The 14,911-nt window shown below is 44.4% G+C and carries 10 protein-coding genes; 6 read left to right on the top strand and 4 right to left on the bottom strand.

The genetic code is table 11. The features are described from left to right. The first annotated feature begins 76 nt into the window (after nt 1-76). The 6 genes from AAIE03_RS22185 to AAIE03_RS22160 are packed head-to-tail and all read left to right on the top strand — an operon-like array spanning nt 77 to nt 11,110. The gene (locus tag AAIE03_RS22185) at nt 77-2,539 is read left to right on the top strand and encodes a type I restriction-modification system subunit M (RefSeq protein WP_498563225.1); all 2,463 of its coding nucleotides are present in this window, start codon (nt 77-79) and stop codon (nt 2,537-2,539) included. Then, a complete protein-coding gene (locus AAIE03_RS22180; protein ID WP_498563224.1) occupies nt 2,536-3,852 on the top strand; it encodes a restriction endonuclease subunit S in 1,317 nt (438 codons plus the stop codon). The genes AAIE03_RS22185 and AAIE03_RS22180 overlap by 4 nt, the downstream gene beginning before the upstream one ends. Continuing rightward, complete coding sequence (locus AAIE03_RS22175; RefSeq protein WP_498563223.1) at nt 3,849-5,282, top strand: DUF262 domain-containing protein; 1,434 nt, start codon at nt 3,849-3,851, stop codon at nt 5,280-5,282. Before AAIE03_RS22180 ends, AAIE03_RS22175 begins: the two co-directional genes overlap by 4 nt. Beyond that, entirely contained in the window at nt 5,275-7,305 is a 2,031-nt protein-coding gene (locus AAIE03_RS22170; protein WP_498563222.1) for a DUF262 domain-containing protein, read from the top strand. The genes AAIE03_RS22175 and AAIE03_RS22170 overlap by 8 nt, the downstream gene beginning before the upstream one ends. Further along, nucleotides 7,302-10,397 (top strand): type I restriction endonuclease subunit R, encoded by a 3,096-nt coding sequence (locus tag AAIE03_RS22165; protein ID WP_498563221.1) that lies wholly within the window; start codon nt 7,302-7,304, stop codon nt 10,395-10,397. Before AAIE03_RS22170 ends, AAIE03_RS22165 begins: the two co-directional genes overlap by 4 nt. After that, on the top strand, nt 10,397-11,110 hold the full coding sequence (locus AAIE03_RS22160) for a M48 family metallopeptidase (protein WP_498563220.1): 714 nt from the start codon (nt 10,397-10,399) through the stop codon (nt 11,108-11,110). The genes AAIE03_RS22165 and AAIE03_RS22160 overlap by 1 nt, the downstream gene beginning before the upstream one ends. A 45-nt stretch (nt 11,111-11,155) precedes the next feature. Here AAIE03_RS22160 and AAIE03_RS22155 read toward each other — a convergent pair whose 3' ends face one another. The 4 genes from AAIE03_RS22155 to AAIE03_RS22140 form a co-directional block, all read right to left on the bottom strand. Further along, the gene (locus AAIE03_RS22155; RefSeq protein WP_498563219.1) at nt 11,156-12,637 is read right to left on the bottom strand and encodes an N-6 DNA methylase; all 1,482 of its coding nucleotides are present in this window, start codon (nt 12,635-12,637) and stop codon (nt 11,156-11,158) included. Further along, on the bottom strand, nt 12,630-13,232 hold the full coding sequence (locus AAIE03_RS22150) for a restriction endonuclease subunit S (protein WP_337894687.1): 603 nt from the start codon (nt 13,230-13,232) through the stop codon (nt 12,630-12,632). The genes AAIE03_RS22155 and AAIE03_RS22150 overlap by 8 nt, the downstream gene beginning before the upstream one ends. 16 nt (nt 13,233-13,248) lie before the next feature. Beyond that, nucleotides 13,249-13,437 carry a hypothetical protein gene (locus AAIE03_RS22145; protein ID WP_001003202.1) on the bottom strand — a complete coding sequence of 63 codons (189 nt, stop codon included), beginning with the start codon at nt 13,435-13,437 and terminating at the stop codon, nt 13,249-13,251. A gap of 262 nt (nt 13,438-13,699) precedes the next feature. Then, nucleotides 13,700-14,911, bottom strand: a 1,212-nt coding sequence (locus tag AAIE03_RS22140) for a tyrosine-type recombinase/integrase (RefSeq protein WP_498563218.1), incomplete at its 5' end; no start/stop codon positions are given.

Below are 14,911 nucleotides of genomic sequence, written 5' to 3'. Positions count from 1 at the left end.
CGGGGCAGAAACTATTTGGACGATTGTGTCGTCACCTCTTTGCCGCGTTACATGCATTGTTTTCACCGGACACCATATGGCTATCAAGAAGAACGAACTTTACTCCTCCCTTTGGGCGAGCTGCGACGAGTTGCGTGGCGGAATGGATGCTTCACAGTACAAAGACTATGTGTTGACTCTACTGTTTATGAAGTACGTCTCTGACAAAGCTAAGGGCAACCCTTACGCGATGATTGAAGTGCCGGAAGGTGCAAGTTTCGACGATATGGTTGCTCTCAAGGGCAACAAAGAAATTGGCGAAAAAATTAACAAAACCATCAGATTACTGGCTGAAGCTAATGACCTGAAAGGTGTTATCGACATTGCCGACTTCAATGATGAAGACAAGCTGGGCAAAGGCAAGGAGATGATCGACCGCCTTTCCAAGCTGGTGGCAATCTTTGAAGGGTTGGATCTCTCAGCCAACCGCGTTGACGGAGACGATCTGCTGGGTGATGCCTATGAATATTTGATGCGTCACTTTGCTACAGAGTCAGGTAAATCCAAGGGGCAATTTTACACCCCTGCAGAGGTGTCACGCATTCTGGCGAAAGTGATTGGCATCAGCAAACAGACACCACAAGATGCTACCGTTTATGACCCTACCTGTGGCTCAGGATCACTATTGTTGAAAGCTAGTGACGAAGCAGGTCCGAAGGGGCTGACCATTTATGGCCAAGAGATGGATTATGCGACCAGCGCACTGGCACGCATGAATATGATCCTTCATGACAACGCCACCGCTAAAATATGGAAAGGCAACACCCTAGCCGATCCGCACTGGAAAGATGGCAACGATAATCTGAAAACCTTCGACTTTGCTGTAGCTAACCCCCCTTTCTCTAACAAAAACTGGACCAGCGGGCTGGATGCTGCGAACGATACTTTTGACCGTTTTGTCTGGGGTACACCACCAGAAAAGAACGGCGACTATGCTTTCCTGTTGCACATCATCAAAAGCCTGAAAAGTACCGGCAAAGGTGCTGTGATCTTACCTCACGGCGTTCTGTTCCGTGGCAATGCTGAAGCACGTATTCGTGAGAATCTGCTCAAACAGGGTTATATCAAAGGCATCATTGGCCTGCCCGCTAACTTGTTCTACGGCACGGGTATCCCAGCATGCATCATTGTCATCGATAAAGAAGATGCTCAGCTCCGAGCGTTCAACGCTAATGGCGAGAGTCAGCAAGGCATCTTTATGATCGATGCCAGTAAGGGCTTTATTAAAGACGGCAATAAAAATCGCCTACGCGCCCAGGACATCCATAAAATTGTCGATGCGTTTAATCGCGAGCAGGAAATCCCCCGCTTCAGTCGCATAGTCCCACTGTCAGAAATTGCGGCCAACGACTTCAACCTCAATATCCCTCGCTATATCGACAGTAGCGATCCGGAAGATCTACATGACCTTTCGGGGCATTTGGCTGGTGGCATCCCTGATCGTGATATCGATGCTCTCAGTGCTTACTGGAAAATTTTCCCGACTTTACGTCAGGAACTGTTCGAACCTGCCCGGCCTGGCTACAGCAATGCTCGAGTCGAAGCAAGTGAAGTTAAGGCCACTATCCTGGCACACCAAGAATTTGCTGCTTTCAGAGCTGGAGCACTGCTCCCCTTTGAGAAGTGGTTTGCAGGTTGTCAGCTTGATGAAATTGCTCGTGGTGACTCACCGAAACAGCTGATTGAAGAAATTGGTGAGCGCCTCCTCGTTACTTATGCTTCAGAAGTCACGACAGATACTCCGCTTCTCGAGAACTATGCCATCTATCAGTTACTAATGGATTATTGGATGGAGGTGATGCAGGACGATGTTTATGTCCTGAGCCAGGATGGTTGGCAAGCAGGCAAAGTACTACGTGAACTGATTGTGGAAAAAGGCGAAAAGCTCAGAGAAACGCCGGATTTGGTAATTGGTAAGAAAAAATATAAGGCTGAACTGTTGCCGCCAGCTCTTTTAGTGGCGCGAAATTTTGCAACCGAGAAGCAGAAACTTGATCAACTTCAGGTCGCTTATGATGAAGCAGCACAAGAACTTGAAAGCTTCCTTGAAGAAAACAGCGGTGAAGATGGACTACTTGCCGATGCGATGAATGACAAAGAAAAAGTGACTGCTTCCAGCATTAAGACTCGGCTAAAAATTGTCACAGATAAAGAAGAAAAGGCAGTACTTAAAATTGCGCAAGCATTGTTCGATGCTGAATCAAAAGCCAAAAAAGCGCATAAAGATGCACAGGAAAAACTGGATCTTGCAGTATTTGCTTATTATCCCAAACTCAATGATAACGAAATAAAAATCCTGCTGGTACAGGACAAATGGCATGCCAGCCTGACTAGTACTCTGGAAGCGGAGATTGAGCGAGTAACTCAGAGGCTGGCAAATCGTGTAAAAGATCTGGAGCAACGTTATAACTCTACACTACCTATTCTCACCCAAAATGTGGCTGAGTTGGAAGCGAAAGTCGCGGCTCATCTGAAGGCGATGGGGCTGGAGTGGAAATGATCAAAAACCCAGAAAAAATGCAAAGTAAAAAATCGATTGCTTCACCGCAAGAGTCTGTTGCGACAAGCTTTAGACTAACTGAATTAGGACTCATTCCAGAGGATTGGGATGTTGTTTCAATTCATGAAGTTACTGACATCCGAGTTGGTAAAGACGTCAACGAGAAGAGAATATCTACAGAATTTGACAATAAATTCTGTTATCCCGTATTTTCAAATACTGTAGATGAGCCAGGTATATATGGATACTACGATTATGCCGAATATCTAGGGGATGCTGTCACCGTCGTTGGGCGCGGTGTAGGGCTTGGTACCGCAATTTGTCGGTCTGGAGGGTTCGGCGCAATTGGCCGTTTGATCGTATTATTCCCTAAAGGGAATATCATATTTCTATCCAATTATATTAATCATTCAGTTAATGTATTCAATGAAAGTAGCGGTGTTCCACAATTAACTGGAGTAGCTCTTGGTAATTGCAAAATTGCATGGCCACCATTAAAAGAGCAAATAGCCATCGCTAGTGTACTCTCCGATACCGATGCACTGATTACTGAGCTTAAGCAGTTAATTACCAAAAAGCAGTTCATCAAAAATGCCACCATGCAGCAGTTACTGACTGGCCGTACCCGCCTGCCACAATTTGCTCAATATTCCAATGGCACCCTTAAGAACTATAAGTCCAGTGAGTTAGGACTTATTCCTGAAGATTGGGAAGTCGCTCGTCTAGTACAGGTAGCAAGAGTTATAGATCCACATCCTAGCCACAGGGCTCCACCAGAAGAGTCTTATGGTGTTCCTTTCGTAGGCATTGGTGATTTGAATGAATCAGGTGAACTAATCAATTCTGAAGTAAGAAGAGTTAATCAAAGCATTCTTCAAGAACATTCAGAAAGATATACCTTACATAATCAACCTATAGGTCTTGGTAGGGTTGCTTCGATTGGTAAAGTCATCCGTTTACGTCTAGGTAAAGAGCCTTATGCTATTTCACCAACATTAGGTGTAATTGATGGTTTCGCCTGCACTAATGATTTTTTATTTTATTATTTGAAATCAGAGTCTGTAACAGAGCAGTTTAGCCGGGTGATGAGCGGTTCCACTAGATCCTCTGTTGGTATGAACGTCCTAAAAGAGATATTAGTCGTAAAAATATCAAATGAAGAACAAATCTCCATCGCTGCCATTCTCTCAGATATGGATGCTGAACTCAAAGCGCTAGAGCAAAAGCTCGCAAAATTCCGTTCTATAAAGCAAGGAATGATGCAACAGCTGCTGACCGGCCGTATCCGTTTACCGTTGGAACAGCAGCCATGAAACATGCCCTTGATAAGACAGTTCTGTCGGTCAAGGGTCTACTGAGCCTGACTGACGTAACCATTCCGGCCTATCAGCGTCCTTATAAATGGACGGTAAAAAATATCAGTGAACTGTTTGCGGACATAAACAGTCATCTCGATAAATCGGCCTACCGCTTGGGCTCAGTAGTGTTTCATCAGCCTGAGAGCAATGAAGAACATAGACTGGATATCGTCGATGGTCAGCAACGAACTTTAACATTAATACTGGCAGTATGGGCCATTATCGAAACCCGACTTGCTGAATTGGAACGTCAGGATTTGCAGGAAGCGCTAACCCAGCTAAAGCCCTCCGTTGAAGGTTTTATGGGACGGCAACGCTTTGCCAGTCAGGTATCGGAATACAATCTGTACCAGAATTATCAGGAGCTAAAACGTAGGGTTAGCCATCGAGAATTCAGCGAGCAACATATTGATTTTCTCCTCAACCGCTGCCAGTTGGTGGTCTTTGTGCTAACTGACCTGTCTGAAGCCTTTCAGTTCTTCGACTCACAAAATGCCCGAGGGCGGGATCTGGATCCACACGATCTGCTTAAGGCCTTCCATCTACGTGAATTCGCCAGCCATGAGGTAGAACTGAAAGCTGCTTCCGTTGCCCATTGGGAAGGATTACCCAGCGATGACCTGGCTAATCTTTTCGCATCCTATCTCTACAGGGTACGTCAGTGGTCGCAGGGAAATTCAGCTCGTTTCTTTGGTAAGGATGAAGTCGGCCTATTCAAAGGGATCAACCTTGATCAGATTGGTCAGTTCCCTTATGTGGAATCTTTGCGCATAGCTCACCATTTTGTAGATGATTATAACAATCAGTATCAGCGCAAGATTGATGGCCAGAAAATGCGTTTCCCTTTCCATCTGGATCAAATGGTTATCAATGGAAGACGTTTTTTCGAAATGGCAGAACACTACCAGCAACAGGTATCGGCAATTATCGCCAGTGAGCATGCCAGCACTCATACTCAAAAGCCGTTAATGATTCAGGGCATAGTCCTTGGTGAAATGGCAACTCAGATACTAAGAACGTTAAATAGCTATCGAAATCGCTATCGAACAGGGGATCAATATATACGCACTATGTTTGATTGTGCTCTGATCTTTTATATCGACAAATTTGGTGGGCAGTCGTTATCTGCAGCGATTGAAAAAAGCTTTATCTGGGCATACAGATGCCGAATCCGACAGCAGGTTGTACAGCTAGCGACTATGGATAAGTACGTGCTGGAAAATAATCTGTTCCGGGTAATCAAAGAAGCCAGAGTACCTGGTGATGTGCTATCTATACCATTACTCACAATTCGGGCTTCAGAAAATAATAATAACCGCCGTACCGGTAACCATGAGCAAGATGAGCTGGTGAGACTGTTCAAGGAGATGAACTACTATGAGTGATGCACAGGTAACTTCCTATACGGTCAGATCATTACTGGGCGATGCATCTCGTTATCTTATCCCCATGTATCAGCGTAACTATGCCTGGGGAGAGGGGGAAATCACTCAACTTGTGCAGGACATACTCGACTACCAGCAAAAAAGCCTGCATAGCCCACTCCCTCAAACTTACTACATCGGCACGTTGGTCGTTTTCACTCGTCCTGATGGGCGATCAGAGATAATCGACGGACAGCAGCGTTTCACTACCCTATCTCTTCTTGCTAACTGGTTAAAAAAACATGCGGGATCCACGCTGAATATGAGCTGGTACCAAGGCATTAATCTGGGTTTCGAGAGTAGACCAAAATCCAGTGAGACCTTTGCACGCCTCTGGCAAGGTGTGGAACCGCATAAACTGCGGAGCAAGGATTTTAATGAAGGGCTGATCAATGGCTATGAGCTTATTGGCAAGGTGCTGCGCGACTTGAAACTGGTTGGAGAGCCGTTAAACCATTTTTGTTCCTATCTGTTCGACTATGTACAAATTGCCCGAATAGAAGTGCCTGCCGATACCGACCTCAATCATTTTTTTGAGGTGATGAACAATCGAGGCGAGCAACTTGAAAAGCATGAAGTGGTAAAAGCACGGCTCATGGCTGCGCTCAACAAGATAACGGACCAGCAAGATCGACAGAGCAGCCTGAACACCCTCTCACGAGTTTGGGATGCTTGCTCTAACATGGAACGTTATGTCCAGTACGGTTTCACACCAGCCGAGCGTCATCGCTTATTTGGTCAGGAAAATTGGGGGCAGTTTGTGCCTGCTGATTTTAATTCGCTAGCTGACATGCTTATCTCATCGGTTTCGGAGCTTAGCACAACAGAGAACCAAACAACCCGCACACTGGCTGACATAATCAAGTCATCTTCAATCGTAAGTAGTGATAGAAGTGAAGAAGATGAAGGTAGCTCAGAGCGTTTTAATAGTGTTATCAACTTCTCCAACTTCCTACTCCATGTGTTGCGTGTCTGTAGCCAAACTGGAAAGGACAGAGTGGATGTTCCGCTTGATGACAAACAATTAATCGACCAGTTCGAACTTCAGTTATTAAAGCAGAATGACCCGGTTAAAACGGTACAGGATTTCGTCTTTGCACTTCTCAAATGCAAATACCTTTTTGATCAGTTCGTGATAAAACGAGAGTTCGCGAAAGGTAGCGATAGCTGGAGTTTGAAGCGCCTGCGTTGGTATTCGGAAAAGAGCACCAGCTATACCAATACGTTTAATGAAGATGATGGTAGCTATGTAGACATCAACCGACAGATTCTGATGCTACTTTCCGCATTCCATGTTTCAACCCCTACTCTGGTTTATAAACACTGGTTGAATGGAGCTTTGTACTATCTGTTTAATGCCCATTCCGCTGAAAACCAGATAGATGCAAGGAAGTACCTCGGTTATCTGGAGCATCTCGCCTCCGCGTTTGTCTTTCAAAACTTCCTAGCAGAACAAGAACCAAAATCATATTTTGAGATCATCTACGGTAAAGGGGCACCTCTCCAACCTGTGGTACTGTCGGACAAGACTCAGAAGAAGATGCGCTTTGGTATGATAGCAAACAACTTGGTGTTCAATTACCTGGACTACTTACTTTGGTGTCGTGACAGAAATAAAGCTGAGGTAGTGAAACGTTTTGAATTTACGTTCCGAAGTTCAGTAGAGCATTTCTACCCTCAGCACCCCATGGATGGCTTTAGGAAATTACCAGATACATCGTTGCATTCCTTCGGCAACCTCAGCCTGATTAGCCACAGCAAGAATTCGCGACTTAGTAATTTCCAGCCAAAACAAAAGCAAGAGTACTTCGAAACGAGCCTTGAACGTAATGAAATTGATAGTCTGAAACTGCTCGCCATGATGGAGCTGATGAAGAAGAACAATCAGTGGGGGGAAGAAGAAATCGCCACTCACGAAGCAGAAATGCTGGCAGTGTTAACCAGTGCCGGTGGTAGTGATAGCGTATTTAGGGAGGTGTTATGAACAGTGTAGGTCAACGTGAACGCATGACACAAAAACGTGTTATCCAGTTATTCACCGATCATCTCGGTTATCACTATCTTGGTAACTGGCACAAAAGAGAAGACAACCGGAACATCGAACCAGGCTTAGTTTCTGCCTGGTTAACAAAACGCGGCGTTTCAGAAGTACTAATAGCCAGAGCATTACGGCAACTGGATCGAGCCGCAAGCCTCGGTGAAGGCCGTATCCTCTATGATGCAAACAAAGAGGTGTATCGCCTGCTACGCTACGGCGTGAAGGATAAAGAAGGTGCTGGTGAGCAGAATCAAACCGTGTGGTTGGTGGACTGGAAAAATCCAGAAGCCAATGATTTTGCTATAGCTGAAGAAGTGACCTACAACGGTGAAAATAAAAAGCGCCCGGATTTGGTGCTGTATGTTAACGGTATTGCGCTTGGTGTCATTGAGCTAAAACGTTCTACAGTGTCAATTTCAGAGGGTATCCGCCAAAACCTCGATAATCAGCAAAAAGCATTCATCCGCAACTTCTTCACTACCATCCAACTGGTGATGGCCGGCAATGATTTAGAAGGACTTCGCTATGGCGTAATCGAAACGCCGGAGAAATATTACCTTCAATGGAAAGAAGCCGCTGAATCACCTCACACCAACATGCTTGATCGTCACCTGGCTCAGATATGCAATAAACAGCGCCTGCTGGAATTGATCCACGACTTTATCGTTTTTGATGCCGGAGTGAAAAAAACCTGCCGTCATAACCAATATTTTGGCGTCACTGCAACAAAACCTTTTATTCAACGCAATGAAGGGGGGATTATCTGGCATACACAAGGCAGCGGTAAAAGCCTTACAATGGTTTGGCTTGCAAAGTGGATCAGAGAAAATATTACCGACAGCCGAGTTTTGATCATTACCGACCGTACAGAACTTGATGAACAGATCGAAAAAGTGTTTAACGGCGTGGAAGAAGAGATCCTTCGCACCCGGAGCGGCGCGGATCTCGTGGCTCGCCTGAATCAAACTAAACCCTGGCTTATATGTTCGCTAGTACATAAATTTGGTCGTCAGGAGGAGGATGACAAAGACGCTGACACGGACGATTTTATCGAACAAATGAAACGAAATATCCCCGCCGATTTTAGCCCAAAGGGGAAATTATTCGTGTTTGTGGATGAGTGCCACCGAACCCAATCCGGCAAATTGCATTCGGCAATGACAAGCATTCTGCCAGATGCACAATTTATCGGTTTCACCGGTACCCCACTGATGAAGAAAGATAAGAAGAAGTCAGTGGAGGTCTTCGGGCCTTATATCCACACCTATAAATTCGATGAAGCAGTCAATGATGGGGTTGTTCTGGACTTGCGCTACGAAGCTCGTGACATCGATCAGCGGGTCAAATCTCAGAAAAAAGTCGACCAGTGGTTTGATGCTAAGACATCAAAACTTTCTCGCCTTGGCCAACAGCAACTCAAGCAGAAATGGGCTTCGATGCAGAAGTTGTTGTCGAGCCGCTCGCGGCTGGAACAGATTGTAGCTGACATCCTTCTCGATTTTGAACAAAAACCACGACTCGCCGACGGCCGAGGTAACGCCATGCTGGTTTGTTCCAGTGTCTATCAAGCCTGCAAATGCTATGAGATGTTTAGTGAAGCTGGTTTTGCCGGTAAATGTGCGATTGTGACGAGCTACCAGCCAAATGTCAGTGAGATTAAAGGCGAGGAGAGCGGCGAAGGACTGACTGAGAAACTAGCCAAGTACAACATCTATCGCAAAATGCTTGCGGAGTATTTTGAACAACCTGAGGCTGAAGCAGCCAAACGAGTAAGTGATTTCGAAAAAGAGGTCAAACAACGCTTCATCAAAGAACCAGGCCAGATGCGCCTTCTGATAGTCGTTGATAAGTTATTGACTGGCTTTGATGCTCCGTCAGCCACATACCTCTATATCGATAAGAAAATGGCCGATCACAACCTTTTCCAAGCGATATGTCGCGTTAACCGGTTGGATGGTGAAGATAAAGAATACGGCTATATTGTCGACTATAAAGACCTTTTCCGCTCATTGGAAAAAACAGTGCAGGACTACACCGCAGAAGCTTTTGACGGCTACGACAAAGAAGATGTAGCCGGTTTACTGAAGGATCGATTGCAGCAGGCAAAAATCGATCTGGATGGTGCTCTGGATGCCGTTCGCACCCTTTGCGAACCAGTAAAAATGCCACGCAATCAACTTGATTATCAGCATTATTTTTGTGGAGAATCAGGGGCGTCGATAGAGCAGTTATCTGAGAAAGAAGCTTTACGTCTAACATTGTATCAATCCGTGGCGAAGCTTATCCGTGCTTTTACCAATCTGGCAGGTGAGCTAACAGATGCTGGTTATAGCGAGCAGCAGGCAAATCAAATCCGCATTGATGTTGAGTTTTATACAAAAGTCCGCGATGAAATCAAAATAGCCAGTGGTGATTTCGTGAACATGAAGCAATTTGAGCCAGGTATGCGGCAGATGCTGGATCTTTGGGTGGATGCCGATCCTAGTGAAACTCTTATGGATTTTGAGGAACTAGGGCTGCTTGAGTTGATTATTGAACGCGGAGAAGAAGCACTGGATGGACTTCCAGCCGACATGCGTGGCAACCAAGAGGCGATGGCTGAAGCGATTGAAAATAACGTTCGCAGAACCATTGTTGATGAAAACCCAGTCAACCCGAAATACTACGAAAAAATGTCGGTGTTGCTTGATGAACTGATCGCACTTCGTCGTCAACAGGCGATCTCCTATCAGGAGTATCTGGAGCACGTACGTGAACTGGCGAAGCAGGTTAAACATCCGCAGTCAGGTAGTAAAAGTACTTATCCAGCAAGTATTGATACCCTCGCCAAGAAAGCGTTGTATGACAACCTCGGGCAGGATGAAGTGTTAGTTATAAAGATAGATACTGCAGTACGTCACACTAAAAAGGCCGACTGGTATGGGGATCGTTTTAAAGAGCGCGAGATCAGCTTTGCTATCGCGGAAGAAATTAAAGGTTATTCAGTAACGGTCGCGGATGTTATGGCTCTGGTGAAGGCACAGAAGGAGTACCGCTGATGCCATTAGTTACCTTTGGTGAGCTCACTCTCGATTTACAGCGCAAGCAAATCAAAAATCTGCATATCAGCGTACTGCCTCCGGATGGCCGAGTGAGAGTATCGGCCCCCGTCTCACTATCAGACACAGCTATCAGGATGGCTGTTGTCAGAAGGCTAGTATGGATCCGACAGCAGCAAGCACAATTTCAGGCTCAGCCGCGCCAGAGTGAACGAGAAATGTGTAGTGGCGAAACACACTACCTTTGGGGAAGAGGATATCGGCTGGATGTAGTTTTAGTAGATAAGCCCGCTGAAGTGAAACTTCAGGGTGGTTGGATACGTATGAAAGTACCTCCACATTATGATACGGCCCAGCGGGAAGCGGTTCTCAACCAGTGGTATCGTGGTATTTTAAAACAAAGACTGCCTAAGTTAATGGCAAAATGGCAGCAAGAGGTAAAGGCTGAAGCCAGTTTTGTTGGCATCAAGCGAATGAAGACCAAATGGGGTAGCTGTAATCCACAGACAGCACGTATCTGGATCAATCTCGAACTGGTAAAAAAACCACCTGAATGCCTTGAATTCATTGTGGTTCACGAGCTAGTTCATCTACACGAACGCAAGCATAATGAGCGTTTTATCGGCCTGATGAGTATTCATTTGCCAAACTGGCGTGAACACAGAGCTAAGTTGAATAAAATGCCCTTGGCTTATAATCATTGGGGATATTGAAATTTAATCAGAAAATGGTTGATACTATTGCATCAACCATTTCCATCAATTATCAATAAAATCTTTCATTTCTCTTTCTAATTCGTGCAATGTTGATAGTAGTTCTTCACGCTGTTGACGTAATCTCTCAAGATCAACAAAAACCTGCTCCTCATGCTTCTTAACATACCGAGATATATTTAAATTAAAATCATTTAATTGTATTTCATCATAAGAAGCCACATGTGAAAAATCATCGACACTACTCCTTTCAAAGTAGCATTTCGATACTTTTTCAATGATTTCATTTGTTATCAAATTGCGCCCTTTTACGGGTTTAGCCAAATCAGATGCGTCAATAAACACGACATTAGAATTGTTTCTATCTCTCCTGAATATCAAAATAGCGGTTGGTATCGCTGTCCCAGGAAGCAACCTATCTGGTAGACCTATTACCGCATCTAACAACCCTTCACTGATTAAATTTTTCCTTATACTCTCCTCTTGACCTCCACGGAACAATACCCCGTGAGATACCAGCATGGCCATTCTACCAGTTGCACTTTTAAGTGTTGAAACCATGTGCAAAATAAAGGCATAATCACCCTTAGACTGAGGTGGGAAACCTAAATTAAAGCGACCATAATCATTACGTACTAAATCATCATGATTCCAACCGAAAATATTTAACGGAGGGTTAGAAGCAACTACATCAAACTGCATCAATCTATTATCTGTATCCAGAAGCTGAGGGTTAGATATAACATCCCCCCATTCTATCCGACTATTAATTTCGTTATGCATAATCATATTCATTTTAGCCAAGGCCCAAATGGATCTATTAACTTCTTGACCAAATAAAGTATAATTATTGCTTCTAAAGGATTTTTTTATTTTTTCCCCTAGGGTAATTAAAAGAGAACCAGACCCACAAGTAGGATCACAAATACTATCTCCATCCCTAGGCTGCAATAACTCTGCAAATAGTAGTGAAACACCTTCTGGGGTATAAAATTCTGCCCCCCTCATAGCTGAGTCAGATGCAATTTTTTCAAAAAGATATCTACATGCTACTTTTATCTTTTTATTACCATCCTGGGTATAATCAAATTTCATTTCAGGACTTGCAAAAATATCGAGTAATTCATTAAGCATCCGGTCTCTTTCTGATTTTGCACCAAAATTAACCGTCGCAAATTTTATCGACTCGAATAAATAACCACCTCTACTTTGGCAGACCGAATCAATGGCCTGATCAATTAATCTCAGCGAATCATCAATCCTCTCTCCGATATAATCACCATGATTCTTAGCATCATGATATATTTTATAAAAACTAGCATCCTCTGGCACTCGAGAAACAATTTCTAACAACTCAGAATATTCTTCATTGATTAAATCGTATTCATAATCAGCCTTAACATCAGAAATATATTTCAGCAATAACATTGAAAATATATAATCTTTATAAGAAGATGAGTCAACCTTCCCTCTAAACAAATCACAAGCAAGTAAAAGTGATTTATGAAGCACCTTCATTTCACTCATTTTCTAACTCCTCGCTATTAATGATACTTTCACATATACCATCAAAGAGCATATCGCCATTTTGTATTAGTGAATTATAGACTATTTTTTGTTTATTCCAGTTTCTATTAATAGAACCAATATTTTCTTGAACCCCCAAATTTGGGAGTTTAACAGTCATTTTAGAAACCGTTTTTGAATTAATTTTACTAATACTAGTACCTTCACTCAAACTGCGAATATATTTACTTCCAGAAGTAGAGTTTATATACCAATGTAAATAATGTGGTAGTATTAGATTTTCATTACATCTAATTACTGCTAACTGATTGGACGTAATGATTGGTTTGCCTAGATTCCCTTCGATAATCCCAGCTGAAAACACAGGTCCCCGCAGACGTAATAAAATATCATTAGGGAAAAGATAATGCTTCTCAGGATTACCCTCTGGGATAACAGAGGTTAAAGCACCTAGATCTAAACTGCCGTCCAGCCCAATATCTTTCGTCTGGATGAGATAACAGGAGCCTTGCTCACCAGCATCTTGTATTGCCGATTTAAAGGGCATCCCTAAGCGGATCTCAGCAACACTCTCTAATGTAACAATTTTATGCATAAGTAAGTTAGGGAGATTACTCTCCCTTTCCTCCAGTAGTTTTAAGCACAATCGAGTGTTTCCAATTCACATCCCCCACACGTACATCTAAATCCATCTGCAATGAGGAAAAGGAGAGCGCGTGTACCAGCATAACAATACAAGCCATATTTCCCCCCTTACTTATTGACTTTTTACGCAGGGATTGATATTTTTTCTCGTTCATTTTGTTAGAGCCTCTCATAGCGGTTTTGGCCAGAATGTTTCGGGTAAATAGCAGTTGCAGCTGCTATTTACTCCCTCTCTTACCTAGGTAGTAGCGTCGTACTAGGTCAGTGAGAAGACTATAACAGGTTACAGAGAATTTATGCAACAGTAGCGTCGTACTACTTTTTCGCGATGTCATTGTCTCTATGCATCATGGGCTCACTAACCTCATGATTATTCTCATTTATCTTGCGAATTCATGATAGAAAAATATTTTGGTGTTACTTTCCAAAATCAAACGGACTTACCCCTATCTCCCGATTCGCATCCAGATAATCCGCCCACCACTGCAACATCAACCTGCGCTCCCCCAGATGTTCCGCTTTATGGATGTAGGCAGCCCTAACAGAGCTACGCTCCTGGTGACTCATCTGCCTTTCTACCGCATCCCTCGACCACAATCCCGATTCAATCAAAGAACTACACGCCATCGTCCTGAAACCATGCCCGCACACTTCCGTTTTCGTGTCATAGCCCATCACTCGCAGCGCCTTGTTCACCGTGTTCTCACTCATGGGTTTACGCGGATCGTGATCGCCAACGAAGATCAGCTCTCGATTCCCACTCATGCCTTTGATCTGTTCCAAAATGCCTAAAGCTTGCCGCGACAACGGAACAAGATGAGGTGTCCGCATCTTTGAACCACGCTGAGAATGTTTAACGCCTTCCAGCAGTTCACGCTCACCCGGAATCGTCCACATAGCCGTTTCAAAATCCACTTCAGACCAGCGGGCAAAACGCAGCTCGCTTGAACGGATGAAAACCAACAACGTGAGTTCGACAGCCAGCCGGGTTAACGGCCTGCCAGAATAGTTATCGATGCGGTGAAGTAAGTCAGGAATATGATTAAGTTCCAGAGCAGCACGGTGCTGTCTTTTCGCCGTAGCAACCGCACCAGCAATCTCTTGCGCGGGGTTGTAGTCGATTAAACCACTCTGCACAGCAAAGCGCATAATCGCGGTAGTTCGCTGTTGCAAACGAGCCGCAACTTCGAGTCGTCCGGATGATTCCACCGCTTTGATGGGGACAAGCAGATCCCGCGTCTTCAGTTCCGCAATGTTCCGCTTACCGATGGCGGCAAAGAGATTATCCTCCAGACTTTTCAATACACGAGCGCTATGCGATGCCGACCATTTCTGATTACTGGCATGCCAGTCTCGGGCGACTACTTCAAACGTTATCGCTTCCTGCTCTTGTTCTACCTTAACGGCTTTCTTGTTCTCACTTGGATCGACACCGTTAGCCAACAGCTTACGGGCTTCATCCCGGCGCGCCCTGGCACCTGCTAGCGAGACTTCGGGGTATTTACCAAGCGCCAGCATCTTCTCTTTGCCGCCAAAGCGATAACGAAGCCGCCAATATTTGGAGCCGTTCGGGTGAACCAACAAAACCATGCCTTCACCGTCAGTAAGTTTATAGGCTTTTGCTTCAGA

The sequence above is a fragment of the Pantoea sp. Ae19-2 genome (genome assembly GCF_059801205.1).
Note: the sequence above shows the minus strand (reverse complement) of the source record. Positions and strands in the feature narration are given on the sequence as shown.